Annotated in this window: 25 protein-coding genes and 1 pseudogene; 16 read left to right on the top strand and 10 right to left on the bottom strand. The window is 70.2% G+C overall.

All coding sequences use genetic code 11. The annotated features are described in order from the left end of the window. Positions 1-553 (bottom strand): annotated as a pseudogene (locus ETD85_RS19380) (hypothetical protein); the annotation flags it as partial. A 407-nt stretch (positions 554-960) separates the two neighbouring features. Between ETD85_RS19380 and ETD85_RS19385 the strand changes: the two are divergent. The 12 genes from ETD85_RS19385 (at position 961) to ETD85_RS19440 (ending at position 11,280) form a co-directional block, all read left to right on the top strand. Then, positions 961-1,629, top strand: a complete 669-nt coding sequence (locus ETD85_RS19385) for a hypothetical protein (RefSeq protein WP_138691146.1) — start codon at positions 961-963, stop codon at positions 1,627-1,629. 1 nt (position 1,630) lies between these two features. Beyond that, positions 1,631-2,347 carry a hypothetical protein gene (locus tag ETD85_RS19390; protein ID WP_138691147.1) on the top strand — a complete coding sequence of 239 codons (717 nt, stop codon included), beginning with the start codon at positions 1,631-1,633 and terminating at the stop codon, positions 2,345-2,347. Beyond that, positions 2,344-3,639, top strand: a complete 1,296-nt coding sequence (locus ETD85_RS19395; protein ID WP_138691148.1) for a TadA family conjugal transfer-associated ATPase — start codon at positions 2,344-2,346, stop codon at positions 3,637-3,639. Before ETD85_RS19390 ends, ETD85_RS19395 begins: the two co-directional genes overlap by 4 nt. Positions 3,640-3,642: 3 nt before the next feature. Further along, the gene (locus ETD85_RS19400) at positions 3,643-4,491 is read left to right on the top strand and encodes a type II secretion system F family protein (protein ID WP_138691149.1); all 849 of its coding nucleotides are present in this window, start codon (positions 3,643-3,645) and stop codon (positions 4,489-4,491) included. Further along, complete coding sequence (locus tag ETD85_RS19405) at positions 4,484-5,404, top strand: type II secretion system F family protein (RefSeq protein WP_138691150.1); 921 nt, start codon at positions 4,484-4,486, stop codon at positions 5,402-5,404. Before ETD85_RS19400 ends, ETD85_RS19405 begins: the two co-directional genes overlap by 8 nt. Continuing rightward, complete coding sequence (locus ETD85_RS19410; RefSeq protein ID WP_138691151.1) at positions 5,404-5,634, top strand: hypothetical protein; 231 nt, start codon at positions 5,404-5,406, stop codon at positions 5,632-5,634. The genes ETD85_RS19405 and ETD85_RS19410 overlap by 1 nt, the downstream gene beginning before the upstream one ends. Positions 5,635-5,680: 46 nt before the next feature. Then, positions 5,681-6,079, top strand: coding sequence for a TadE family protein (locus ETD85_RS19415; protein ID WP_240779246.1), 399 nt, complete (start codon positions 5,681-5,683; stop codon positions 6,077-6,079). After that, positions 6,076-6,468 (top strand): TadE family protein, encoded by a 393-nt coding sequence (locus ETD85_RS19420; protein WP_138691153.1) that lies wholly within the window; start codon positions 6,076-6,078, stop codon positions 6,466-6,468. The genes ETD85_RS19415 and ETD85_RS19420 overlap by 4 nt, the downstream gene beginning before the upstream one ends. Further along, a complete protein-coding gene (locus ETD85_RS19425) occupies positions 6,465-6,881 on the top strand; it encodes a TadE/TadG family type IV pilus assembly protein (protein WP_240779247.1) in 417 nt (138 codons plus the stop codon). The genes ETD85_RS19420 and ETD85_RS19425 overlap by 4 nt, the downstream gene beginning before the upstream one ends. Positions 6,882-6,950: 69 nt before the next feature. Beyond that, positions 6,951-9,713 (top strand): AfsR/SARP family transcriptional regulator, encoded by a 2,763-nt coding sequence (locus ETD85_RS19430; RefSeq protein ID WP_240779248.1) that lies wholly within the window; start codon positions 6,951-6,953, stop codon positions 9,711-9,713. Then, complete coding sequence (locus ETD85_RS19435) at positions 9,710-10,348, top strand: hypothetical protein (RefSeq protein ID WP_138691154.1); 639 nt, start codon at positions 9,710-9,712, stop codon at positions 10,346-10,348. The genes ETD85_RS19430 and ETD85_RS19435 overlap by 4 nt, the downstream gene beginning before the upstream one ends. Further along, the gene (locus tag ETD85_RS19440; RefSeq protein WP_138691155.1) at positions 10,348-11,280 is read left to right on the top strand and encodes a hypothetical protein; all 933 of its coding nucleotides are present in this window, start codon (positions 10,348-10,350) and stop codon (positions 11,278-11,280) included. The genes ETD85_RS19435 and ETD85_RS19440 overlap by 1 nt, the downstream gene beginning before the upstream one ends. Here the strand turns inward: ETD85_RS19440 and ETD85_RS19445 are convergent. After that, complete coding sequence (locus ETD85_RS19445; protein WP_138691156.1) at positions 11,277-11,708, bottom strand: MarR family winged helix-turn-helix transcriptional regulator; 432 nt, start codon at positions 11,706-11,708, stop codon at positions 11,277-11,279. The genes ETD85_RS19440 and ETD85_RS19445 overlap by 4 nt on opposite strands. Before the next feature lie 90 nt (positions 11,709-11,798). Here ETD85_RS19445 and ETD85_RS19450 point away from each other — a divergent pair, with 90 nt between their 5' ends. Next, the gene (locus ETD85_RS19450) at positions 11,799-12,953 is read left to right on the top strand and encodes an MFS transporter (protein ID WP_138691157.1); all 1,155 of its coding nucleotides are present in this window, start codon (positions 11,799-11,801) and stop codon (positions 12,951-12,953) included. 46 nt (positions 12,954-12,999) lie between these two features. Here the strand turns inward: ETD85_RS19450 and ETD85_RS19455 are convergent, their stop codons facing one another. Together ETD85_RS19455 and tnpA are read right to left on the bottom strand one after the other, a co-directional pair. After that, positions 13,000-13,695, bottom strand: coding sequence for a hypothetical protein (locus tag ETD85_RS19455; protein ID WP_138691158.1), 696 nt, complete (start codon positions 13,693-13,695; stop codon positions 13,000-13,002). A 154-nt stretch (positions 13,696-13,849) separates the two neighbouring features. Beyond that, entirely contained in the window at positions 13,850-14,278 is a 429-nt protein-coding gene (tnpA, locus tag ETD85_RS19460; protein WP_138691159.1) for an IS200/IS605 family transposase, read from the bottom strand. Positions 14,279-14,302: 24 nt separating this feature from the next. Between tnpA and ETD85_RS19465 the strand changes: the two genes are divergently transcribed. After that, positions 14,303-15,466 carry an RNA-guided endonuclease InsQ/TnpB family protein gene (locus ETD85_RS19465; RefSeq protein WP_240779249.1) on the top strand — a complete coding sequence of 388 codons (1,164 nt, stop codon included), beginning with the start codon at positions 14,303-14,305 and terminating at the stop codon, positions 15,464-15,466. Here the strand turns inward: ETD85_RS19465 and ETD85_RS19470 are convergent. The 6 genes from ETD85_RS19470 to ETD85_RS19495 all read right to left on the bottom strand — a co-directional run bounded on the left by ETD85_RS19470 (position 15,435) and on the right by ETD85_RS19495 (position 20,723). Continuing rightward, a complete protein-coding gene (locus ETD85_RS19470) occupies positions 15,435-15,677 on the bottom strand; it encodes a hypothetical protein (protein WP_138691161.1) in 243 nt (80 codons plus the stop codon). The genes ETD85_RS19465 and ETD85_RS19470 overlap by 32 nt on opposite strands. A gap of 42 nt (positions 15,678-15,719) precedes the next feature. Next, entirely contained in the window at positions 15,720-16,220 is a 501-nt protein-coding gene (locus ETD85_RS19475) for a methylated-DNA--[protein]-cysteine S-methyltransferase (RefSeq protein ID WP_138691162.1), read from the bottom strand. Further along, the gene (locus ETD85_RS19480; RefSeq protein WP_138691163.1) at positions 16,217-17,632 is read right to left on the bottom strand and encodes an AlkA N-terminal domain-containing protein; all 1,416 of its coding nucleotides are present in this window, start codon (positions 17,630-17,632) and stop codon (positions 16,217-16,219) included. Before ETD85_RS19480 ends, ETD85_RS19475 begins: the two co-directional genes overlap by 4 nt. A 231-nt stretch (positions 17,633-17,863) precedes the next feature. Then, entirely contained in the window at positions 17,864-18,805 is a 942-nt protein-coding gene (locus ETD85_RS19485) for an NYN domain-containing protein (protein WP_125632505.1), read from the bottom strand. A 107-nt stretch (positions 18,806-18,912) separates the two neighbouring features. Further along, on the bottom strand, positions 18,913-19,122 hold the full coding sequence (locus tag ETD85_RS19490) for an acyl-CoA carboxylase subunit epsilon (RefSeq protein WP_138691164.1): 210 nt from the start codon (positions 19,120-19,122) through the stop codon (positions 18,913-18,915). Continuing rightward, a complete protein-coding gene (locus tag ETD85_RS19495; RefSeq protein ID WP_138691165.1) occupies positions 19,119-20,723 on the bottom strand; it encodes an acyl-CoA carboxylase subunit beta in 1,605 nt (534 codons plus the stop codon). Before ETD85_RS19495 ends, ETD85_RS19490 begins: the two co-directional genes overlap by 4 nt. A 36-nt stretch (positions 20,724-20,759) precedes the next feature. Here ETD85_RS19495 and ETD85_RS19500 point away from each other — a divergent pair, with 36 nt between their 5' ends. Beyond that, on the top strand, positions 20,760-21,536 hold the full coding sequence (locus tag ETD85_RS19500; protein ID WP_138691166.1) for an ABC transporter ATP-binding protein: 777 nt from the start codon (positions 20,760-20,762) through the stop codon (positions 21,534-21,536). Continuing rightward, on the top strand, positions 21,533-23,098 hold the full coding sequence (locus tag ETD85_RS19505; protein ID WP_138691167.1) for a hypothetical protein: 1,566 nt from the start codon (positions 21,533-21,535) through the stop codon (positions 23,096-23,098). Before ETD85_RS19500 ends, ETD85_RS19505 begins: the two co-directional genes overlap by 4 nt. Positions 23,099-23,144 lie beyond the last annotated feature (46 nt).

Raw genomic sequence — 23,144 nt, forward strand, 5'->3', positions numbered from 1 at the left:
CCACCCGCACCTCCGCCACCCCGCCCGGCTCCTCTATGAGGGTGGCGCGGGCGAGCTGGGGGTCGAGCGTGACGATGTCGCCGTCGCGCAGCACGGTCGCGGCGCGGGCCCGCGGATCGAGCGGCCGCCCGTTACGCCACAGCATCCCCGCGAGATCCCTCCGAAGCCCGCCACCAGACCCGCCACCAGACCCGCCGACGGACCTGCCGTGACGGCCGCCGGGACCGCCGCCATTGCCCTCGCGGGGCCCGGCTCCGGGCCGGGGGCTGAAAGTGCCGTTGCGGCCGGTGGGGTCGTCAGCGGGGCCCTGCCCCATGCCGGTGCGTTCGGGCCTGCGCGGACGGGGCACGCGGGGCGCGGGCGGCTCGTCGAAGGGCACGTCGGCGGCCGACAGACCGTAGGGCGCACGTGCCCTGGGCAGCCGGACGACCTTGGCCAACGGCCCGCGATCGCTGAGCGCCTCGCCCACCGCCGCCACTGTGGCGCCGTCGTCACCGTCGATCACGACGTCACGGCTGCCCTGCCCGCCGAGCACGGTGAGCATGATCCGCATGGTGCAGTCTCCTAGCTCGACCTCGGGCCGCCCAAGGTAGCGCCCGAAGCGAGGCTAGGCCCGTGGGATGACGGCAATGGCATGGCAAGCCGCCGCTGTGGACGACGGAGGGTTGGGGCTCCGGCTGCCTGTGGACAACCCGGCGCACGCCCCGGACCAGGCTGGAGGGATTTGGTGGCATAAATGACCACAAGATCGTAATTAGAGTGACTCATGTGAATAAAGTGGCGACTAGCCGGAAAAGGCGGGTTCCGTCAACTTGGTAGAAACAATAAGCATCGATTATTTCCAGTTGACATCCTGCCACCTGCGAAACGAGCATGGGTCCTCGCATTCCGCCACCGCCGCCCCGATCAACCGCACATAATGGCGGGAATTCCCCAATTCACAATGGGAGCCCCCCACCCATGAGGACCAGTGAAAAGCCTGCCGCCAACGCGGCGGCGGGGTTGTCCGGCCCGGCCTCGCGCAAACTCCCCGTGCCACCCCGAGAGCGCAAGCCGGCCCTCGCCGCGCTCGCGGTCCTGCTCATACTCGGCGGCGCCCTGGCCACGACCCTGCTCGTGCTGCGCAGCGGCGACCGCGTCTCCGCCATCCGCATCACCCAGCAGGTCGGCGCGGGTCAGAAGTTCACCGAGGACGTGCTGGAAGAGGTCAAGATCGCCGGCGCCGGCATCGAATACGTGAGCTGGTCCCAGCGCGGGCGGGTGCTCAGCAGCTTCGCGGCCGTCACCATCCTCCCCGGCACGCTCCTGACGAGTGAGATGGGCGTGGCGGCCAGCAAAGAACTGGGTCCGGGAAAGGCCACCGTCGGACTCTCGCTCAAGGCGGGCCAAATGCCCGCAGGCGTGGAAAAGGGGGACCGCGTACAGGTGATATTCGTACCGACCCGGTCGAGCCAGGGGCAAAGCCGCGTGCTCGCGGAGAGTGCGCTCGTGTTCGCCGTGGGCAGCGGCTCCAGAACGGGAAATTCCGGCCAGATCACGGTGATCGTGGATTCGTCGGCCTCGCCGGAAATAGTGGCCTTCGCCTCCAGCGGAGAAATCGCGGTGGCCGAGCTTCCGGGGGCACGCTGACGTGGCGCTGATCGTACTGGCCGCCGACAAGGGCGCGCCGGGCGTGACCACCGCGGCGACGGCCCTGGCCGCGGTCTGGCCGCGGCCCGTGCTGCTGGCCGAATGCGACCCGGCGGGCGGCGACCTGGCCTACCGGCTGCCCGCCCCCGGCGGGGGCGTGCTCAACCCGGGCAAGGGCCTGCTCACCCTCGGCGCCACGGCCCGGCGCGGCCTGGAGCCCGCGCAGATCCACCAGCACACGCAGAAGATCATCGGCGGGCTCGACGTGCTGGCCGGGCTCACCCACGGCGAGCAGGCCGCCGGGCTCACGTGGATGTGGGGCCCGCTGGGCAGGGCGCTGGCCGCGATCCCGAACGCGGACGTGATCGCCGACTGCGGCCGGCTCGGCGCGCACCCGCAGCTCGGTGACCTGATCGCGGAGGCCGAGCAGGTCGTGCTGCTCACCAGGGCGACCCTCGACCACGTCGCCCACCTTCGCGAACGCCTCCAGATCACCAAGGCGCACGGCGTCGTCGTGATCGCCGACCCGCGCAACTACCGCGCCTCGATCGACGATGTACGCAGGATCGTCGGCCCGAGCGTCCAGTTCGTGCACGGGCTCGCGTGCGACATCAAGGGCGCCGAGCTCCTGCGCGGCCAGTGGGGCGGACGCCTGGACCGCTCGCTCCTCATCCGTACGGCGCGAGACCTGGCGGCGAGGCTGGTGAGTCACCGATGATCGACCACTCGCTCGTCAAGCGCTTCCGCCAGGACGTCGGCGACCGCCTGGCCCACCAGCGCCGCCTCGACCAGGCCAACGGCCTGCCCGCGATGACGGGGGAGGACGAGCGCCAGTTCGCCAGGGCGCTGATCTCCCAGGTGCTGGAGGACCACGCCCGCAGCGAGATCGGCCTCGGCCGTACCCCGCCCACGGTCGAGGAGGAGGAGGCGCTCGCGGCCGGGATCCACGCCGCGCTGTTCGGCGTGGGCCGCCTCCAGCCGCTGCTCGACGACACCGAGGTCGAGAACATCGACATCAACGGCTGCGACAAGGTCTTCGTGAGCTACGCCGACGGCCAGGAGGTCATGCAGGACCCGGTCGCCGATTCCGACGACGAGCTGATCGAGCTGATCCAGATCCTGGCGGCGTACTCGGGGCTGTCGAGCCGGCCGTTCGACACCGCGAACCCCCAGCTCGACCTGCGCCTGCCCGACGGGTCCCGGCTGAGCGCCGTCATGGACGTCACGGTCAGGCCGGCCGTCTCGATCCGCCGTGCCCGCCTCGGCAAGGTCTTCATGTCCGATCTAGTGGGCAACGGCACGATAAGTCCGGACATTGGGCGGTTCTTGAGCGCGGCCGTCGCCGCCCGCAAGAATCTCATGATCGCCGGATCCACCAACGCCGGCAAGACCACCCTGCTCAGGGCCCTGGCCAACGAGATCGCGCCCAGCGAGCGCCTCATCACCGTCGAACGCGCCTTGGAGCTCGGCCTCGACCAGTTCCCCGAGCTCCACCCCAACGTGGTCGCCTTCGAGCAGCGCCTGCCCAACTCCGAGGGCCAGGGCGAGATCTCCATGGCCGAGCTGGTCAGACGCTCGCTCAGGATGAACCCCAGCCGCGTCATCGTCGGCGAGGTGCTCGGCGACGAGATCGTCACCATGCTCAACGCGATGACCCAGGGCAACGACGGCTCCCTGTCGACCATCCACGCCAACTCCAGCATGGAGGTCTTCAACCGCATCTCCACCTACGCCCTGCAGGCCAACGAGCGCCTGCCCATCGACGCCACCCACATGCTCATCGCGGGCGCCATCGACTTCGTCGTCTTCATCGAGAAGCGCAACGACTATCACGTCGGCGGCACCCTGCGCCGCTACGTCTCCAGCATCCGCGAGGTCAACGGCTGCGACGGCCGCGTCCTGTCGAGCGAGGTGTTCACGCCGGGTCCCGACGGCACGGCCGTCCCGCACGCGCCGGTCTCCTGCCTCGAAGAGCTCGCCGCCCACGGCTACAACCCGGGAGGCTGGTGACGGATGCCGCTCACCTTCGACCCGCTGGCGATGCTGGCGGGAGCCCTGGCCGGCGGCGGCCTGTTCCTGTTCTGCATGGCCCTGTACGGCCTGCGCCCCCGCCCGTCCAAGCCCAAGCGCAACCTGGTCAAGATGCTGACCACGCGCACCGCGATAGCCGCGGTGACCGCCACCATGGTGCTGATCGTGACCGGCTGGCCGGTCATGGCGGTGGGGACGGTGCTGCTCGTGTTCGCCTGGCGCGGGCTGTCGGGCGGCGCGGGCGAGGAACGCGCGGCGATGCACCGGCTCGAAGGGCTCGCGGCCTGGACGGAGTCGCTGCGCGACACGATCGCCGGCGCGGCCGGCCTCGAACAGGCCATCCCGTCCTCCATCAGGGCCGCCGCCCCCATGCTCAGACCCCACCTCCGCGCCATGATCGACCGGCTGCACACCAGGATGGCGCTGCCCGAGGCGCTCGCGCTGTTCGCCGACGAGCTCGACGACCCCTCGGCCGACCTGGTCATCGCCGCGCTGATACTCAACTCCAGGCTGCGCGGCCCCGGGCTGCGCGACGTGCTGGGCGCGCTGGCCGTCTCCGCCCGCGAGGAGCTCGACATGCGCCGCCGCGTCGAGGCGGAACGCCGCGCCACCAGGCGCAGCGTCCAGATCGTCGTGGGCACCGCGCTGGCCTTCGCCGCGATCCTCGTCGTGTTCAACCCCGACTACGTCAAGGAATACGGCTCCGTGCTCGGCCAGGCCGTCCTGGTGGTCGTGGCCGGGCTGTTCGGCGCGGGGTTCGCCTGGATGCGGCGGCTGGCCAGGTTCGACAAGCCGACGCGGCTGCTCATGGGAGGAGGCGGCGATGGTTGAGGGCGCGCTGGCCGGCGCCGTTCTGGGGCTCGGTCTGCTCGTACTGCTGAAGGCGCTCTTCCCGGCCCGCCCGGGGCTGGTGGCGCGGCTGCTCGCGCTCGACTCCGTGCGCGAGGACGCGGGCGCGCCCCGCATCCAGCTCCTGCTGCCGGAAGAGGAGGTCAGCGCGTTCCGCCGCAGTCTCGGCGTCCGCCTGGCCCGCGTGTACGGCGCCCGCGGCTGGGAGGTCAGATCCGTCAAAGCGGACCTGGCGCTCGTCGGCCGCTCGTTCGAGGCGTTCCTCGCGACCAAGGTGCTGCTGGCCGCCAGCGGCCTGCTCGCCTTCCCGCTGCTGCTGGGCTGGCTGGTGCTCATGGAGTGGGGCACCTCGCTCGCCATCCCGTTCTGGGCCGCGGTGCTCTCGGCGCTGCTGTTCTTCTTCCTGCCCGATCTGCAGGTGAAGAAGGAGGCCGCGGCCAGGCGGCGCGACTTCAGGCATGTCGTGGGCGCGTTCCTCGACCTCGTCTCCATGAACCTGGCCGGCGGACGCGGCGTGCCCGAGGCCCTGATGATGGCCGTCTCTGTGAGCGGCGAGCAGCCCAACTGGGCGATGGGCCGCATCCGCGACGCGCTGCGCGGCGCCAGGATCGTCGGCATCACCCCATGGCAGGCGCTCGGCCAGCTCGGCGAGGAGATCAACGTCGATGAGCTGCGCGACCTGTCCGCCGCGCTCGGCCTGGTGGCCGACGACGGCGCCAAAGTACGCGCCTCGCTGACGGCCAGAGCCGCCACGTTGCGCCGCCGCGAGCTGGCGGAGATCGAGGGGCGGGCGGGCGAGCGGTCACAGTCGATGCTCGTGGCCCAGCTCCTCCTCTGTGCCGGATTCGTGATCTTTCTCAGTTTCCCCGCCGCTATGAAGATGTTGGGTGCCTGATGAACCATCCCTGGATCATTTACCTCACCGCCTACCTGAGCGTGCGCGTCCACCGCGCCCGTACCGCGCCCACCAGGGGCGCCTCCGCCGTCGAATGGGTGATCATCACCGCCATCATCGCCGGCGTCGCGCTCGGCCTGGCCACCCTGATCAAGACGCTGGTCGAGCAGAAACAGGAAGAGATCACCGGAGGCTTCAACGGCGGCGGCGATGCCGGCACCGAGCCCTGATCGGCCCCGTCGGGTGCGCGGCCGGCCGAAAGAGGGCGAGCGCGGCGTGACGGTGATCGAGCTGGCCCTGCTCATGCCGGTCATCCTCGCCGTCTCGCTGCTCATCGTGCAGGTGGCGCTCTGGTTCCACGGCCGCCAGGTCGCGGAGGCGGCGGCGCAGGAGGGCGCGCGCGTGGCCAGGGCGGCCGCGTTCGACTCGGGTGGCTGGGAGGGCGAGGCCACCGCGAAGGCCACCGAGATCGTCCGCGCCATCGGCCCGCGGCTGCTCGCCGACGCGACCGCCACGACGTCCGAGAAGGAGCCGGACGAGCGCTTCGTCACCGTGACCGGCAGCGCCGTACAGGTCATCCCCCTGCTGCCGGCGCTCACGTTCACGGTCAGCGCCACCGCGGGCGGGCCCGTCGAGTGCTTCCGCCCCGACAACGGAGGGGAGGACTGCGAATGAGCGAGGCCGAGCGGGGCTCGATGGCCGTGGAGACGGTGCTGCTGGCCCCGGTCTTCCTGCTGTTCCTGATGTTCCTCGCCGGTGCGGGAGTGATCGTCGAGTCGCAGGGGCGGGTCAACGGGGCGGCCCGGGACGCCGCCCGCGCCGCGTCGGTGCAACGCTCGCTCGACGACGCCGAGGCCGCGGCCGAGACCATCGCCACGGGCGCGCTGGAGGGCCACTGCCAGTCCCCGTCGGTCTCCCTGGACCAGTCCGACTACGAGCAGGGCGGCCAGATCCACGCCGAGGTCACCTGCGAGCTGGACCTGGGCTTCCTCGGGTTCGGCGGCACGAAGCGGATGACCGGCACGGCGGTCGTGCCGATCGAGCAGTTCAGGAGAATCGAATGAGGGCCGGCGAGCGGGGGTCCATGTCGGTGTTCACCGTGCTGTTCTCCGTGGTCGTGTTCCTGCTGGCCGGGCTGCTGGTGGACGGGGGCTCGGCGATCAACGCCCGGCTGCGCGCCGCGGACGTGGCCGAGCAGGCCGCGCGGGCGGGTGCCGACCAGATCGACGTCGACCACCTCCGCGCGACGGGGCAGACCCGGCTGCTCGGCGACGATCAGGTGTGCGCCAGGGCCGACGAGATCGTCCAGGCGCAGGGCGGCGATGACGTGAGCAGGGGAGAGTGCGCCGTCGGCCAGGGCCAGGCGCAGGTGACGGTGACCGTCACGGTGCGGTGGGAGGCGTTCTTCCTGAGCGCGATCGGGTTCCCTGGCTCCGAGATGACCGGCGAGGCGAGCGCCGCGCCCGAAGCGAGATAGACCGAATCCCACCACTCGATGGATGCGGGACGCACGAGACACCACGCTGGATCGGAGAAGGGAGAGGCGATGCCGACGCGAGAGCCCGCGCGCCCGCACGGACGTCACGTGCCCGCGCGCACACCGGCCCGGCGCACGACCGGTGACGTGCTGGCCGGGCTGGCGTCGCTGGTCGTCCTGGTGGGGCTCATCGGCGGCGTGCCGTACGCGCTGCTGACGTTCGTCGGGCCGCCGCTCTCCTCCGAGCTGCTCAGGCTCGATCTGATCACCAGCAACGTCGGGCCGAGCACGATGCTGGCCCTGCTGGTGCTGCTCGTGTGGCTGGCCTGGTTCCAGCTGTTCGTGTGCGTGCTCGTCGAGGTGTACGCCGGGGTCCGCCGGGTCGGCATGCCCGCCCGCGTACCGCTCTCCGGGGGCACCCAGGCGCTGGCCAACAAGCTGGTCTCGGCGGTGTTGCTGCTGTTCACGGCGGGGGCGATGGTCGCGCCGATCGCCAAGCTGACGCCCACGCCCGCGGCGCCGCCCGTGACGGCGGTCGCGTACTCGGCGCCGATCGTCGAGCAGACGCTCGAAACGCACAAGACCAAGAAGGTGTACGTGGTGCAGCCCCCGCACGGGCGCCATCACGAGAGCCTGTGGGAGATCGCCGAGAAGTGCCTGGGAGACGGCCGCCGATATCCCGAAATTTACCGGCTTAATCAGGCGAAGGAGCAGCCGGACGGCACCCGCCTGCGCATGGCCGACCTGATCAGACCCGGCTGGGTGCTCGACATGCCGGACGACGCGCGCAACGTCCACATCGTCCCCTCCGGCCAGCCGCGCGAGCAGACCTTGCGCGAGCATCCCGGCAGGGCGCACGTTCCGCACGACTCCGCGGGCAAGGAGCACACGGCCCCCAAGAAGGCCGAGACCCAGAAGAAGGGCGAGGCGAAGCACCGCCTGCCCGAGCAGCCGCAGGAGGAGAAGCGGGCCGACCAGGAGCCCATCATCCAGGAAGCCCAGCGGGCCGACCTGTTCGACTACCTCGCGCCGGCCTCGCTGGCCGCGGCCGGGCTGCTGCTCGTGCTGGCCAGGCGGCGCCGCGAGCAGCTCTGGCGCCGGGTGTTCGGCCGCCGGATCGTCCGCCCGCGCGACGACGCCGCCCAGGCCGAGGTCGCGCTCAGGCTCGGCGGTGACGCCCCCGGCGCCCGCATCCTGGACCTCGGGCTCAGAGTGCTCGGCGCCGAGCTGGCCGCCCAGAACCGGACGCCGCCCACCGTGTACGGCGCGCACCTGTCGGCCCGCTCGCTCGACCTGTGGATCCATCCGCCGGACGACGACCCGCCCGATCCGTGGACGGCCCAGGACGGCGGCCAGGTCTGGCGGCTGCCCGCGCACGAGGGCCGCCTGCTGCCCGAGCGGCGGATCACGGAGGGGGGCGGCGATCCCCCTACCGGCCCGCGCCACGCGCAGCCGGGCGGAGCACCGTACCCGGGGCTGGTCTCCATCGGCACGGACGCGAGCGGACGGGTGCTGATCGACCTGGAGGCCGCACAGGGCCTCATCAACGTACGCGGCCCGCAGACCACCGCCGCCCTGGCCGCCATCGCCGTCGAGCTGGCCACCAACCGCTGGTCCGACCGCATGCGCATCACGCTCGTCGGGTTCGGCGAGGAGCTGACCGTGATCGCGCCCGACCGGATCAGGGCGGTGGGCAGCCTGGCCGAGGTGCTGCCCGAGCTGGAGGCGACGGCGGCCCCGCGCAGGGAGGTGCTGACCGGTCGCGTCACCGGCAGCCCGCGCTCGGCCCACTACCTGCTCTCGGCGGTGGCGCCCACGCACGAGGAGGCGCGCCGCCTGGCGCTGCTGGCCCGCAAGGACACCGCCGGATATGTCGTGACAGGCGAGATCCCGCACGCCACCTGGACCCTGGAGATCAGCGAAGACGGCCGGGCCAGGATCGCCGAGCTGGGCTTCGAGGTGGAGGCCCAGCTCCTGCCCAGACGCCACTACCGGGCGCTCATCGACCTCTTCCGCACCGCCGGGCGGCTCGACGGCGAGGCCATCCCGGAGGCAGAGCCGCTGGAGGGCCTCCACCCGCCCGCCGTCGAGATCAGGATGCTCGGCCCCATCGAGGTCGCCGGCCTTCGCCCGCTGGAGGAGGGCCGGATGGCGCTGGCCACCGAGCTGCTGGTGTATCTGGCCACGCATCCGGGCGGCGTGCATCCCGTGGTGCTCGGCGGGGTGCTGTGGCCGCGCGGCGTGCAGGACATGGTCAGGGACGCCACGATCGCCAGGGTCGCCGAATGGCTGGGGCCCGAGCACCTGCGCACGGACGAGGCGGGCCGGCTGCGGCTGGGGCCCGACGTGCGTACGGACTGGGCGCTGTTCCGCGAGCTCGTACGCCGCTCGCAGGGCGACCCGACGGCCAGGGCCGTGCTGCTGGAGAAGGCGCTCGGCCTGGTCAGGGGCCCGCTGCTGACCGGCCGCCCGCCGGGACGGTACGCCTGGCTGGCGGCCGACGACCTGGAGTACGACGTGGCCGCCGCGGTGGCCGACGTGGCGCACCAGCTCGGCGAGATCAGGCTCGCGCACGGCCAGCCGGACGCCGCCGTGGCCGCCGTACGCGCGGCGCTGCTGCTGGCGGCCGACGACGAGGGCCTCTGGCGCGACCTGCTGCGGGCCACGCACGCGACCGGGGACGACGTGCGCCTGCGCGCCGTTGTGGAGGGCCTGACCCGCAGGGCGGCCACGCATCCGTACGGCGGGGGGCTGGCGCCCGAGACCGAGGCGCTGATCGAGGAGTTGCTGCCTACCTGGCGCATCCACGTGGTGAGGGAGTCGACGGCATGAGACGAGTGGCGACAGCGCTGGGGCTGCTCCTGGTCGTGGCGGGCTGCGGCCAGGCCGAGCGGCCGTACGAGCCGAAGGGCGCGTCCACGCCGGTGCGGAGCTCGGCGGACGACCCGGCGTCGAGCCCATCGAAGAGCGCGGACCAGGCCGAACCCGTCGAGGACGAGGACCTGCCGTCCGGTCCTCAGACGATCCGGGTCGGCGAGAACCTGCGCCTGCGCATCGAGTGGCCGGCGAACCCGGACCCGTTGCTGAAGGTCATGGTCGACCAGTACGTCGGCACCCGCAAGGCGATCGCCGAGGGGGCGACCGTCTACAACCGCAACATGGAGATCGAGGCGGAGAACCAGTCGAACGGCTGGATCCGCGGGTTCGTCGAGCAAGGCCAGTCGTGGCGCGGGGTCGGACGGCTCTACAACCTGCGGGTCTTCGCCCGCAGGAGCAAGGGCGCGCAGATCAACGCGTGCATCGACGAGACGGGGATCAGGGTGATCTCCACCTCCACCGGGAAGGCCGTGGCGCGCCAACCCACCTGGCTCCGCACCCCCTACTCCAAGGCCGTGGTCGCGCATCGCGGTGAAGACGGGGTGTGGCGCATCAGAACCTACTTGGAATCCTCCGAACGGTGTAGCTGATGAAACCCCTTTTGGCACTGGCGGCGACGGGGCTCCTCCTGCTCGCCCCCACCCCTACGCGTGATCCCGGCGGTAGCGCCGGCGTGGAGAAGGAGGGCGCGACCGTCAAGGCGTTCGTGAACGGCCCGCACAGCGTCCGCGCCTTCGGCAGCGGCACCAAGGGGGGCAAGGGCGACGGTTTCCGCATGAAACGCCCCTGCTGGTACGAGCCGTTCCTGAACGCCGACGACATGTACGCGTTCCAGACCGATCCCCGCAACCAGTCGCACACCGCCGTGGCCCAGGACACGCACTTCGAGGACTTCCTGAAGCAGTTCGAGAAGCAAAGAGGGAAGAAGGGGCTCTGGTGGCTGCCGTCGTACAACAAGGGCGATCCGGCCGGGGCCGCCTGCTGGGGAGAGCTGCAGCAGTTCCTGTTCGTCCCGCCGAACACCTCGCCGCCACTGGGCATCACGCTCGAACAGCTCGCCGAGTTCGCCCGGGCCGCGATGACCGTCCCGACGCACACGATCAAGCTGAACCCCGACGCCAAGAGTTTCGTGAACCTGCCGACCTACGTCTGGCTGGAGGGCATCGGCGAGACGACCCGTTCGGTCACCGCTGAGGTTCCCGGCTTCATGAGCGTGACCGTGGTCGCCACGCTCCAGGGCGTCAAGATCGACCCCGGCACCACGAAGGAGCGGGCGGAGACGCGCGAGGAGGGCTGCGGGGCCGGCGGCAAGCCGTACGTCAAGGGCAGCGACTTCACGTGCGGGGTGCGTTACCTGCGCTCGTCCATCGACCAGCCGCGCGAGACGTACCCGCTCACCGTGTCGGCCGTCTGGCCGGTCGCAGTGCAGGACAACGTCGTGCCGGTCCAGCTCGCGCCGGTCGAGCTGGAGGCCACGAGGAACGTCCCGGTCGGCGAGATCCAGAGCAACGTCAAGCCTTAGGCGATCACCGCGGCGAGCGGGGCCAGCTCCGGCTGCTCCGCCGCCTCGGCCAGCACCTCCTTCAGCACGGCGTCGTGCACCGGGCTCGCCTGCTCCAGCAGCTCGCGCCCGGCGGGCGTGACCTCGGAGTAGATGCCCCGCCGGTCGTCCTCGCACAGGTAGCGTCTGAGCAGCCCGCGGTTCTCCAGCCTGGTCACCAGGCGCGTCGTGGCGCTCTGGCTCAGCACGACCGCGCGGGCGAGCTGCTGCATCCGCATGTGCCAGCCGTCCTGCCTGGCCAGCGCGTCGAGCACGGTGTATTCGCTCACGCTGAGCTCGTGCTCCTTCTGCAGCGCCTTCTCCAGCCGCTCCTCGATCTTGGCGTGCAGCGCCGCGAGGGTGCGCCAGCCCTGGGCGCGCGCTTCGACGGCGTCATCGGCTATGGGCATTTGGCGGCCTCCTCGACTTGCTTGTATGGTCAGTTAGTCGGCGTGTGCAAATAATGCGCACGCTCACTAACGTCGTCTGAGGAGTATTCTATGCCTCTCGCCCTGTTCGCCCTCGCGATCAGCGCCTTCGGCATCGGGACCACGGAGTTCATCATCAACGGGCTGCTGCCCGAGCTGGCCGCGGACTTCAGCGTGACGATCCCGGCCGCGGGGCTGCTCGTGTCCGGATACGCCCTGGGCGTCGCCGTCGGCGGGCCGCCGCTGACCATGTTCGGCGGGCGGTTGTCGCGCAAGACCATGCTGCTGTCGCTGATGGTGCTGTTCATCGTGGGGAACCTGCTGTCGGCCCTGGCGCCCTCGTACGGGGTGCTGATGGTCGGCCGGGTCCTGGCGGCCTTCGCGCACGGCGCGTACTTCGGGGTCGGCTCGGTGGTGGCCGCCGACCTGGTCGCGCCGCAGAAGCGGGCCAGCGCCATCGCGTTGATGTTCACCGGCCTGACGCTCGCGAACGTCCTGGGCGTCCCGCTCGGGACCTGGATCGGTCAGGCGTTCGGCTGGCGGGCCACGTTCTGGGTGGTGGTGGTCATCGGCGTGGCGGGCCTGGCCGGCGTGCTGGCCCTCGTACCGCGGCAGCCTCGCCCTGAGAGTGGCGGCATCCTGCGGGAGCTGGCGACGTTCCGCAAGGCCGGGGTCTGGCTGGCGCTGGCGATGACCGTCTTCGGCTTCGCCCCGGTCTTCGCCGTCATCACGTTCATCGCGCCCATCATGACCGGCGTGGGCGGCTTCTCGCCGGGGGCGGTGCCGGTGGTCATGGCCCTGTTCGGGGTGGGTCTCGTGGTGGGCAACCTGATCGGCGGCCGGCTCGCGGACCGTGCGGTCATGCCCAGCATCTACGGCTCGGTCGCGCTGCTCACGCTGCTGGCCGTGGTGGTGGCGCTGGTGGCGGGGAATCAGGTGGCGTTCGTGGTGGCCATCACGCTGTTCGGCGTGGCCGCCTTCGCCACCGTGCCGCCCCTGCAGACCCGCGTCCTGGACGCCGCGGCCGGCGCGCCGACGCTCGCCTCGGCGGCCAACATCGGCGCCTTCAACCTGGGGAACGCGATCGGCTCGTTCGCCGCGGGCCTCACCATCGACGCCGGGCTCGGCTACACGGCCCCCGCCTGGACCGCCGCCGTCCTGGGCCTGGCGGGCCTGGCGGTGGCCGGAGCGGCAGGCGCCCAGGCCCGCCGCCTGGTCCCGGCCTGAGCCCGGCGGCGGGGACGGCTGCCGGTACGGGTGCCGTCCCCGCCGCTCAATCGAACAACTCGTCTACGCTCTCGGCGGTGGCAGCCTTGTCGATCCAGGACATTAGGATCGACTGGTCGGTGCATCCCAGGATGCGTTCCTGTGCTTCGTGGGGGACCGCGACGCCACGCGTGTTCAGGAATCGGATGATGGCCAGGGCTTCCCCTTTGGCCTCCCCTTTGGCCTCCCCTTTGGCCTCCCCGTGGGCGATCCAGCCGCGGACCCACGGGTGCTTGATCTCATCGAGAACGGCCATCGAGACCTCCCTGAACTTGGTGACGACGGACTCCGGCAGCAATGCGAGTACCAGGTCAGAATAGCTTCGCTGCTCCTCCGACAGGTGCGCCTGCGAATCGTGCAGCACCTGGAGAACCTTCAGGCCCTGCTCTCCGGAGCCGTGCACGGCGGCGGAGAGGGCGGTGAGCTCGGGGTCGGCGATCGCCCGGGCGATGTCGGTGATCAAGGGCACTTGATCCGGGCCCAGGACGATCGGATGCAGCGTCCAGCCGGGGTGCCCCATTGCGACGGGCTCGGCGCATTTGCGGGCCTCCGACGCGCTAGGGCAGAAGACGAGCAGGAGACAGGGGCACTTCACGCGTGCCCGGAGTGTTGCCAGATAGACCGGCCAGGACCAGTGCTTGATTTCCTTGTATTCCCGTTGTACCTCCAGTATGACGGCCGAAACCGGCTTCTCGTTGACCATGAGGACCACCGAGTCCGCGCGATACTCCGTGACGTTGCGATCGTTCAGCGCGATCTGGTGTGGAACCTCGGGCGTTTTCGCCCGGGAGGAAACGACAGCGGGGGAGGGCCGCCAGGCCCGAGCGGTGCCCTGGCGGCTGGACTGTGCGAGTGGCTCAGTCCGGCCGTTTCTGGTTCTCGATGTACTCCTTGATGATCTCCAGGGGGGCGCCGCCACAGGACGCGGCGAAATAGGAGGGGGACCAGAAATGGCCGCCCCACAGATACCTGCGGATGTGAACCGGGAACTCCTTGCGCAGCAGCCGGGCCGAGACGCCCTTGAGAGAGTTGACCAGCGTCGAGAGCGCAACCTTGGGCGGATAGTGCACCAGCAGGTGAACATGGTCGTGCTCGCCGTTGAACTCCACCAGCGTGGCGCCGAAGCTGTCGCACACCTCGATCATGATCTCTTCGCAGCGGCTCAGGATCTCGTCGGTGAACACCTTGCGCCGGTACTTGGGCGTAAAGACCAAATGGGCATGCAGGCTGTAGACCACGCTGCGGCCTCGCCGAATATCGGGGTTGGGTTCCCATCGCGGTGACATTGACCAAATGATAGTGTGTTCGAGGTGAAGCTGGTGGTGCAGGTGAAACTCCTGCCGACGCCCGAGCAGGCGGCGGCGCTGGAGGCGACCCTGTACGCCGTCAACATCGCCGCCCGGCAGGTCTCCCGGCTGGCGTTCGAGCAGCGGACCTTCCGCAACTACGACCTGCGCAAGCACACCTACGAGCAGATCAAGGCCGCCCATGGGCTCGCCGCCCAGGCCGCCCAGCACGTGATCAAGAAAGTCGCCGACGCCTACACCGCCCTGCACGCCAACCTCCGCAACGGGAACCTGGGCAAGCAAGGGTCCCCGCGACGACTGCGTGCCGAGTCCAAACCCATCACCTTCCACCCTCTGGCCGCGCAGTCCTACGATGATCGCTGCCTGTCCCGGCAGATCGACGCCCAGACCGTGTCGATCTGGACCGTGCGCGGCCGGGTGAAGAATCTGGCGTTCACCGCCTCGGCCGACCAGCTGAAGACCCTGGCGGCCCACCGCAAGGGCGAATCCGATCTCATGCACCGCGATGGCATGTGGTTCCTCATCGCCACCTGCGACCTGCCAGAGGTCCCGCTCAACCACCCCGGCGGGTTCGTCGGGGTGGACCTGGGCATCGCCAACATCGCCACCACCAGCAGCACCGGCACCGGCACCGGCACCGGGACGCGACACAGCGGCAAAGGATTGAACGCGGTCCGTCACCGCCACCGGGAACTACGCCGCCGCTTGCAGGCCAAGAAGACCAAGTCCGCCAAACGGCTACTGAAGAGGCGTCGCCGGGCCGAGACGCGGTTCGCCGCCAACACCAACCATGTCATCGCCAAGCAGATCGTGACCGAGGCAGAACGCACCGGACAAGGGATCGCCCTGGAAGACCTCCAGGGCATCCGCGAGCGGGTACGGCTTCGCAAGCCCCAGCGGGTCACGCTGCATTCGTGGAGCTTCCACCAGTTGGGGAGCTTCATCGCCTACAAGGCCCGCCGGGCCGGGGTCGCCGTGATCTATGTTGATCCGTCCTACACCTCTCAGCAGTGCTCACACTGCGGGCATGTGGACAAGCGCAACCGGCCCGACCAGGAAACCTTCGCCTGTACGTCGTGCGGCTTCGCTGAGCACGCCGACGTCAACGCGGCCCGCAACATCGCCTCACGCGGTGTCACGGGCTGGGCAGTGAGTCACGCTGCCTGACGCGGACCGGACCGTCGAGGCCATCGACGGCGAGGAGCTGCAAGCTCGGTCGTTTACGTTTACGGCCGAGAAGCTGACATCGCAACTCTCCAGGCGAGCGAGCTTCCTTGAAGGCCGGGACCGTGACGCCCGTCTCGGCCAGCAGCGTTGCGACCAGAGACGGGCGGTGTTGAACCAGCTCAAGGAGGAGCTCGTGCTCCAGCGTGGGCATGTCGAAACATTACCGAACGCTGTCGAGTCATTACGTTCAGTTTTATTTTTGTCCGGCTTCGTGGTGGAGGAGCCACTCCTTGATGGGTACGCCGTAGTAGTACCCGCCATATCCCCCGCCGCTGGGCAGCACCCGGTGGCAGGGGACGAACGGCGCGATGAGGTTCTGGGCGCAGGCCGACCCCGCCGCGCGGGCGGCCGTCTTCGGCAGCCCCGCGCGTACGGCCAGCTCCGCGTACGAGACGGTCGTCCCCGCCTCGACCTCGCGCAGCGCCTGGTGCAGCCGCTTGCGCGTGGCCGTGCCGGGCTGGGCGACCGGGACGGCGTCCAGCGCGAACAGGTCCCCGGCCAGATACGCGCGGACGGCCTCCGCCGGCGCCCCGAGGTCGGACACCACGTCCAGGCCCTCCGACTGCAGGGCGGGCGTCAGGCGGACGAACATCTCCTTGGGCTCGGCGGTGAATCCGGCCGCGACGAGCACGCCCTCGCGGGTCAGCAGGGCCAGGGGCCCGACGGGAGTCGGTACGAGCTGGGCAGTGATCATGAGGCACTCCAGAGGTGCAGCGCGGCGTACGCCCGCCACGGGCGCCACCGCTCGATGTGGTCGTCGGGGATGCCCAGGGCGGCCATGCGCTTCTTGAGCACGAGGTCGCCCGTGGGCCAGGCATCGGGGTCGCGCAGCGCGCGCAGCGCGATGTAGCTGGCGGTCCACGGGCCGATGCCGGGAACTTCGAGCAGCCCGGCCACCGCCTCCGCGGGATCCTGGCCGCCGTCCAGGTCGATGTGGCCCTCCGCCAGGCGGGCGGCCAGGTCCTTGAGCGTGGCGATCCTGCGGTTCGTCAGGCCCAGGCCCGTGAGGTCGGTCTCCAGCAGATGGCCGGGGGTGGGGAAGAGACTCTCGGGTGCGGCGGCCCTGGCGACGATCCGGCCCAGTAGCGTACGGGCGCCCGCCACCGAGATCTGCTGCCCGACGACGGCGCGCACGGCCAGCTCGAAGCCGTCGAACGCGCCCGGCACCCGCAGCCCGGGCCGCGCCGCGACCAGGGGGCCGAGCGAGGTCTGGCCGAGGATCTCCGAGATCGCGTCCGGGTCGGCGTCGAGGTCGAGCAGGCGGCGGCAGCGGGCCACGACGCGGGCGAGCTGCCGCGTGTCGTCCACGGCCACGTCCAGGGCGATGTGGTCGCGTTGCGGGGTGAGGGTGATCGTCCCGCCTGGCACGCCTCTGGCGTACGACGTCCGGTCCGCCACCTCCAGTCCCGGGATCGCCCGGGAGGTGAGGAAGGCGAAAACCCCTTCGACGTCGTACGGCTCCCGCCGGTGCAGCCGCAGCCGCAGCGAAGCGGGCCCCGCCGCCACCTCCACGGCCTGCTGCGTGGCGGCCGGACGGCCCGCCGTGGCGCGCAGTTCGCTGGGCGTGAAGCCGTACGTCTCGCGCATCGTCGCGTTGAACTGCCGCACGCTCCCGAACCCGGCCGCGAACGCGACCTCCGTGACCGGCAGCCTGGTCTCCGTCAGCAGCTGCTTGGCCAGCAGCAACCTCTTGGTACGCGCCACCGCCAGCGGCCCGACGCCCAGCTCCGCCACGAACAGCCGGTGCAGGTGGCGCTCGGTGATGTGCAGCCGGGTGGCCAGCCCGGCGACGCCCTGCTCGTCGGCCGCGCCGTCGTCGATCAGCCGCAGTGCCCGGCCGATGAGGTCGCCGCGCAGGTCCCACCCGGGATCGCCGGGGGACAGCTCGGGACGGCAGCGCTTGCACGGGCGGAACCCGGCGGCCTCCGCCGACGCGGCGTGCCGGTAGAAGCGCACGTTCCGCGACGAGGGCGTGCGAGCCGGGCAGATCGGGCGGCAGTAGATACGGGTGGTCGTCACCGCCGTGTAGAAGCGCCCGTCGAACCGGGAGTCTCTGGCGGAGACGGCCCGGTAGCAGGAGTCGAAGTCGAGCTCGAGTGGCGACATGACTCCGAGATTATGCGCTCGCCCGGGGTACTGACTGGCGGAAATCGGACCCCAACGTCATCCAGCAGGTCAGCAGGTCAGAGGTGGTAACTGGCGTAAATCGGACATGGAACGCCGGCGGTGGGGGGTACGCGGGCCGGTCTGTCGTGCGGGGCAGCCGTATGCGGGCCGGTCTGTCGTGCGGGGCGGCAGGTCCTGCCGCCCCGACGGCGCCGGCCCGGGGTCCGGGCGCTACTTCGACGAGACCCCGACCCCCAGGTCGAACTCCCGGTAGACGCGCGCCCAGAAGCCGTCGCGCAGCCACACCCGGGCCTCCGGGTAGGGCCGCAGCGAGTGCCCGAGCTCCTTCTCCGCCTCGATGAGCAGCTCGGTGTCGATCACGGTCGGCAGTATCGGGCCGGGAAGCAGGTCCCTGATGTTGTCGCGGCCGCGAGTGAGTATCCACTTCTGCGCCACGTGCTCGCCGACGTCCTCCACGCGCGGGCGGCTCGGCCCGAGCTTGGCCACCTGGCCCGGCTTGGCGTGCGGCTTGACCGGCGCGCGCCCGGCGAACACCTGGGCGGGCGAGGGAGCGGCGGCGGGTGGAGTGACCGGAACGGGCTGGGGAGCACGGCTGAAAAAGGGCCTCAGGAAATCAGCAGAGATCACTTCCACGGTGTCGGACTCCCAGACCAGGCGTTCGGCCTGGTTGGTGCCGTAAGGAGGCTCGACGCCCCAAAGGTGGATGCGCACGCCGTACGCCTGCGCCGCCTCGACCGCCGGAACCATGTCCTCATCGCCCGCCAGCAGGATCGTGTCGGTCACCGCGTGGTGCCTGGCCAGCGCCTCCAGATCGCTCCTGATCTGCGCGTCCACGCCCTTCTGCTGGCCACGGGCGTTCAGGTTGCCAAGCCGCACCTTGACCCAGGGAAGCTGGGCGATGACCCGCTGGTCGACGGTCGGCACGCGGTCGCGGGCCGCGTCATACCAATAGATCCTCAGGAGTTCGCCAGAAATACGTTCCTCTGCATGTTTCTGTAGACTCTGGATGAGCTCATCGGCGGCCACCCGATATTCCTTGCGCTCCTTCGCGCCGAGCAGCACTTCACCTGCCGCAGCGTACAGATAACCGACATCCACTAGGACGGCGTACTTGGCTGCCACAGGATGCGGCATGAGGTCTGGGATGGCCATGTCGTCCTCCAGGCCGCGGTGTTAGTTGATCGGCTGACTATATACGCCTACTTTCTCTAGATAGTCCCAACTCCCGGGGAACTTGACACCCGATTCCCGGGATCTATCTAGGGTAGAGCGCTCATCCGCCATGCCGACTTCCCTGGGACGACAGGGTTACGCATACCTCTAGCCGGGTTTCGCCACGTTTGTCTTCTCGGTACGCGACGAGTCTCCGGTTCGGTGGGCGAGCTCCCCAGTGCGGCGAGTACGGCAACGATAGCGGCGATCTCCTCGGGCGTGGCGTCGCCGCGCACAATTCGCAGGTGAGCCGTCATAGCGGGATGTTCCCATGTTTCTTCGGCGGCAGCGTCGCCCGCTTGTTGCGCAGGGCCCGCAGTGCCTTGACGACTTGACTCCGAGTTTCGGCTGGCCGAATCACCGCGTCCACGTAGCCGCGCTCCGCCGCGATATACGGATTGGCCAGCGTGTCCTCGTACTCGGTGACGAGCCTGGCCCGCTCGGCCTCGGGATCGTCCGAGGCGGCCAGCTCGCGCCGGTAGAGGATGTTGACCGCGCCCTGCGCGCCCATGACCGCGATCTGCGCGGTGGGCCAGGCCAGGTTCACGTCCGCGCCGAGGTGCTTGGATCCCATGACGTCGTACGCGCCGCCGTACGCCTTGCGGGTGATGACCGTGATCAGCGGCACGGTGGCCTCGGCGTAGGCGTAGAGGAGCTTGGCGCCGCGACGGATGATTCCGTTCCATTCCTGATCGGTCCCGGGCAGGAAACCCGGTACATCTACAAAAGTCAGGATCGGAATATTAAAAGCATCACATGTTCGAATAAATCTGGCGGCCTTCTCGGATGCGTTGATATCCAGACATCCGGCGAAATGCATGGGCTGGTTGGCCACGATCCCGACCGACTGGCCGTCGACGCGGCCGTACCCGACCACGATGTTCGGCGCGAACAGGGCGTGGACCTCCAGGAACTCCCCGTCGTCCAGCACGTGCTCGATCACCCGGTGCATGTCGTACGGCTGGTTCGCCGAGTCGGGGATCAGCTCGTCGAGCTCCGTGTCCGGCTCCAGGTCGGTCGCCGAGTCGAAGATCGGCGCCTCGTCCAGGTTGTTGGAGGGCAGGAAGGACAGCAGCGCCTTGACGTACTCCAGCGCGTCGTCCTCGTCGGCGGCCTGGTAGTGGGCCACGCCCGACTTGGTGTTGTGCGTGTGGGCCCCGCCGAGCTCTTCGAACGTGACCTCCTCGCCCGTCACCGTCTTGATCACGTCCGGGCCGGTGATGAACATCTGCGACGTCTGGTCCACCATCACCACGAAGTCGGTCAGCGCGGGGGAGTAGACGTGACCGCCGGCCGCGGCGCCCATGATGAGCGAGATCTGCGGGATGACGCCGGAGGCGTGCACGTTGCGCTTGAAGATCTCCGCGTAGAGGCCGAGGGCCACCACGCCCTCCTGGATGCGCGCGCCGCCGCCCTCGTTGATGCCGATGATCGGGCAGCCGGTCTTGACCGCCATGTCGAGCACCTTGACGATCTTCTCGCCGTACACCTCGCCGAGCGAGCCGCCGAAGACGGTCACGTCCTGCGAGAACACGCACACCTGCCGGCCGTCCACCGTGCCGTAGCCGGTGATGACGCCGTCGCCGTACGGCCGCCGCTTCTCCAGCCCGAACATCGAGGACCGATGCCTGGCGAACTCGTCGAACTCGACGAACGAGTCCTCGTCGAGCAGCGCCAGCACCCGCTCCCTGGCGGTCATCTTGCCCTTGGCGTGCTGCTTCTCGACCGCAGCCGCGGAGCCCGCGTGAACGGCCTCGTCGAGGCGCCGTTCCAGGTCGGCGATCTTGCCTGCCGTGGTGTGAATATCCGGTGTGTGAATATCCGGCTTTTCCGGTATCGACTCAGCCGCTGTACTCATGCGCGCTAGGCTAACCCGTCCTCCTAAAGTGGTTCTATGACGGATGCGGTTCGCACCGAGGGCCTGTTCAAACGTTACGGCCAGCAGATCGCGGTCGCGGGGGTCGATCTCGTCGTCCCCGCAGGGAGTTTCGCCGGGCTGGTCGGCCCCAACGGCGCAGGAAAGACCACCACACTCAGCATGATCACCGGGCTGCTCAGGCCCGACGGGGGCACGGCCGAGGTCGACGGGTTCCACGTCTGGCGCGACCCCGTCGAGGTCAAGGCCCGCATCGGCGTGTTACCTGAGGGCCTGCGCCTGTTCGAGCGGCTGTCCGGCCGCGAGCTGCTGATCTACAACGGCCGGCTGCGCGGCATCCCCAAGGCGGACGTGGAGCAGCGCGCCGGCGAGCTGCTGGCCGTCATGGACCTGGCCGACGCCGCGGACAAGCTGGTCGTCGACTACTCCACCGGCATGCGCAAGAAGATCGGCCTGGCCGCGGCGCTGCTGCACAACCCCTCCGTGCTCTTTCTCGACGAGCCGTTCGAAGGCGTCGACCCGGTCAGCGCCAACACCCTCACCGAGGTGCTCCAGCGCTTCACCGCCTCCGGCTCCACCGTCATCTTCTCCAGCCACGTCATGGACCTGGTCGAGCGGCTGTGCGACTGGGTGTCGGTGATGAGCGCGGGCCACATCGTGGCGCAGGGCGCGCTGGCGGACGTACGCGGCGGGCGCAGCCTCAACCAGGCGTTCCTGGAGCTGGTCGGCGGCCCGCGCGACAACGGCGAGGCGGGCCTGACCTGGCTCGGCGCCAAGCCCGGGGAGCACCAGTGAGCACGGTCGTGCTCTTCGCGCAGCTCAAGCTGCGCCTGCTCGCGGGCAATCTGCGCGGTGACCTCCAGCGCAAGCTGGGCTTCATCTTCACCCTGCTCATGGCGACCGGCCTGGCCGCGCTCGGCTTCTTCCTGATGAGCCTGCTGCGGCTCGCGCCCGCCGACATCGCGACCTCGCTGGTGATCGTCTCCTTCACGTTCTTCCTGGTCGGCTGGATGATCGTGCCGCTGCTCGCGTTCGGGCTCGACGACACGCTGGATCCGGCGCGGCTGTCGCTGTTCCCGCTGCGCACGCGCACGATGGCGGTCGGCATGTTCACCGCGTCCGTGACCGGCGTCTGGCCGGCGGCGATGCTGATCGTCACGTCCGGCGCCCTGGTGGCGCTGGCGACGAGCCCGGGCGGCGTGCTGCTCGGGGTGCTCGCGGTGCTGCTGCAGTTCGCGCTCTGCGTGGTCACGTCGAGGCTGATCACCACGGCGCTGTCCGGCGCACTGCGCACCCGGCGCGGCCGCGACGTGCTGGCCGTGGCCGCCGTGTTCGTGGTCGTGCTCGCCCAGCTGCCCAACCTGCTGATGAACCGCGGCTTCAGCGACCCGACGGCGATGCTGCACCAGATGGCCGGGGCGCTCAGGTGGACCCCGCCCGGCATGACGGCGCACGCCATCGCGGACGGCGGCCTGGTCGGGCTGGCCGAGCTGGCGGTCGTGGCGCTGCTGGTCGTGGCGCTGGCCTGGCTGTGGATCAAGGCCCTGAACCGGGCCCTGGTCACGCCCGACGCCTCCAGCCAGGCGGCCTCCGTGCGCAGGGGGAGCGGTCTGGTCGACAGGTTCCTGCCGGACGGGCCGCTGGCGGCGGTGGTCACGAAGGAGCTGAAGTACATCAGGCGCGAGCCGAGGTTCCGCGTGGGCTGGTTCAGCGCCATCGCGGTCACGGCCGTGCTGGCGTTCTCGATGAGCGGGCAGTCGGAGGGCGGGCCGGGGCCCGGGCTGCCGATCTTCCTGACCACGATCGGGGCGCTGATGATCGCGCTCCAGTCGGGCAACGCGTTCGGGATCGACGGCCGCTCGCTGTGGATGAACGCCGTCGCCTTCGGCTCCGAGCACGGCCTGCGCACCGATCTGGCCGGACGCCACCTGGCCAACGCGGTGATCGCGCTGCCGCTGCTCGCCGCGATCGCCACCGGCGCCGGCCTGTTCGCCGGCCATCCCGAGACGATCGTGCCCGGCATACTGGCCGGCTGGGGCGCGCTCGGCATCGGGCTCGGCGTCGGCTCGATGACCAGCGTGATCGTCCCGTACTCCGTGCCTGAGCGGATGAACGCCTTCAGCGGCGCCGTCCCCGGACAGGGCGGGCAGGCGTTCGCCTCGGCCCTGGGCGCCACCCTCGGCATCGCGCTGCTGTCGCTGCCGTTCGTGGTGCCGCTCATGTTCGGGCTGTACTGGGTGTGCCTGCTGGCGCCGTTCTACGGGCTGCTGGCCGAAGTGCTCGGCCGCCGCCTGGCCGCCAAGATCGGCTACGCCCGACTCCCCGACCTGCTGGGAGCGGTCTCCAAAGCGGCGTGACCTCGATCGACGCAGTGGTCTAGTCCAATTGGTGAGACCGGGCTAC

Source organism: Nonomuraea zeae (assembly GCF_005889725.1).
Lineage (GTDB): Bacteria > Actinomycetota > Actinomycetes > Streptosporangiales > Streptosporangiaceae > Nonomuraea > Nonomuraea zeae.

Bases quoted from the DNA above. Each gene is read 5' to 3' on its own strand.
- ETD85_RS19385 (WP_138691146.1), top strand. From the start codon at position 961: ATGAGGACCAGTGAAAAGCCTGCCGCCAACGCGGCGGCGGGGTTGTCC.
- ETD85_RS19395 (WP_138691148.1), top strand. From the start codon at position 2,344: ATGATCGACCACTCGCTCGTCAAGCGCTTCCGCCAGGACGTCGGCGAC.
- ETD85_RS19400 (WP_138691149.1), top strand. From the start codon at position 3,643: ATGCCGCTCACCTTCGACCCGCTGGCGATGCTGGCGGGAGCCCTGGCC.
- ETD85_RS19405 (WP_138691150.1), top strand. From the start codon at position 4,484: ATGGTTGAGGGCGCGCTGGCCGGCGCCGTTCTGGGGCTCGGTCTGCTC.
- ETD85_RS19410 (WP_138691151.1), top strand. From the start codon at position 5,404: ATGAACCATCCCTGGATCATTTACCTCACCGCCTACCTGAGCGTGCGC.
- ETD85_RS19420 (WP_138691153.1), top strand. From the start codon at position 6,076: ATGAGCGAGGCCGAGCGGGGCTCGATGGCCGTGGAGACGGTGCTGCTG.
- ETD85_RS19425 (WP_240779247.1), top strand. From the start codon at position 6,465: ATGAGGGCCGGCGAGCGGGGGTCCATGTCGGTGTTCACCGTGCTGTTC.
- ETD85_RS19430 (WP_240779248.1), top strand. From the start codon at position 6,951: ATGCCGACGCGAGAGCCCGCGCGCCCGCACGGACGTCACGTGCCCGCG.
- ETD85_RS19435 (WP_138691154.1), top strand. From the start codon at position 9,710: ATGAGACGAGTGGCGACAGCGCTGGGGCTGCTCCTGGTCGTGGCGGGC.
- ETD85_RS19440 (WP_138691155.1), top strand. From the start codon at position 10,348: ATGAAACCCCTTTTGGCACTGGCGGCGACGGGGCTCCTCCTGCTCGCC.
- ETD85_RS19445 (WP_138691156.1), bottom strand. From the start codon at position 11,708: ATGCCCATAGCCGATGACGCCGTCGAAGCGCGCGCCCAGGGCTGGCGC.
- ETD85_RS19450 (WP_138691157.1), top strand. From the start codon at position 11,799: ATGCCTCTCGCCCTGTTCGCCCTCGCGATCAGCGCCTTCGGCATCGGG.
- ETD85_RS19455 (WP_138691158.1), bottom strand. From the start codon at position 13,695: ATGGTCAACGAGAAGCCGGTTTCGGCCGTCATACTGGAGGTACAACGG.
- tnpA (WP_138691159.1), bottom strand. From the start codon at position 14,278: ATGTCACCGCGATGGGAACCCAACCCCGATATTCGGCGAGGCCGCAGC.
- ETD85_RS19470 (WP_138691161.1), bottom strand. From the start codon at position 15,677: ATGCCCACGCTGGAGCACGAGCTCCTCCTTGAGCTGGTTCAACACCGC.
- ETD85_RS19475 (WP_138691162.1), bottom strand. From the start codon at position 16,220: ATGATCACTGCCCAGCTCGTACCGACTCCCGTCGGGCCCCTGGCCCTG.
- ETD85_RS19480 (WP_138691163.1), bottom strand. From the start codon at position 17,632: ATGTCGCCACTCGAGCTCGACTTCGACTCCTGCTACCGGGCCGTCTCC.
- ETD85_RS19485 (WP_125632505.1), bottom strand. From the start codon at position 18,805: ATGGCCATCCCAGACCTCATGCCGCATCCTGTGGCAGCCAAGTACGCC.
- ETD85_RS19490 (WP_138691164.1), bottom strand. From the start codon at position 19,122: ATGACGGCTCACCTGCGAATTGTGCGCGGCGACGCCACGCCCGAGGAG.
- ETD85_RS19495 (WP_138691165.1), bottom strand. From the start codon at position 20,723: ATGAGTACAGCGGCTGAGTCGATACCGGAAAAGCCGGATATTCACACA.
- ETD85_RS19500 (WP_138691166.1), top strand. From the start codon at position 20,760: ATGACGGATGCGGTTCGCACCGAGGGCCTGTTCAAACGTTACGGCCAG.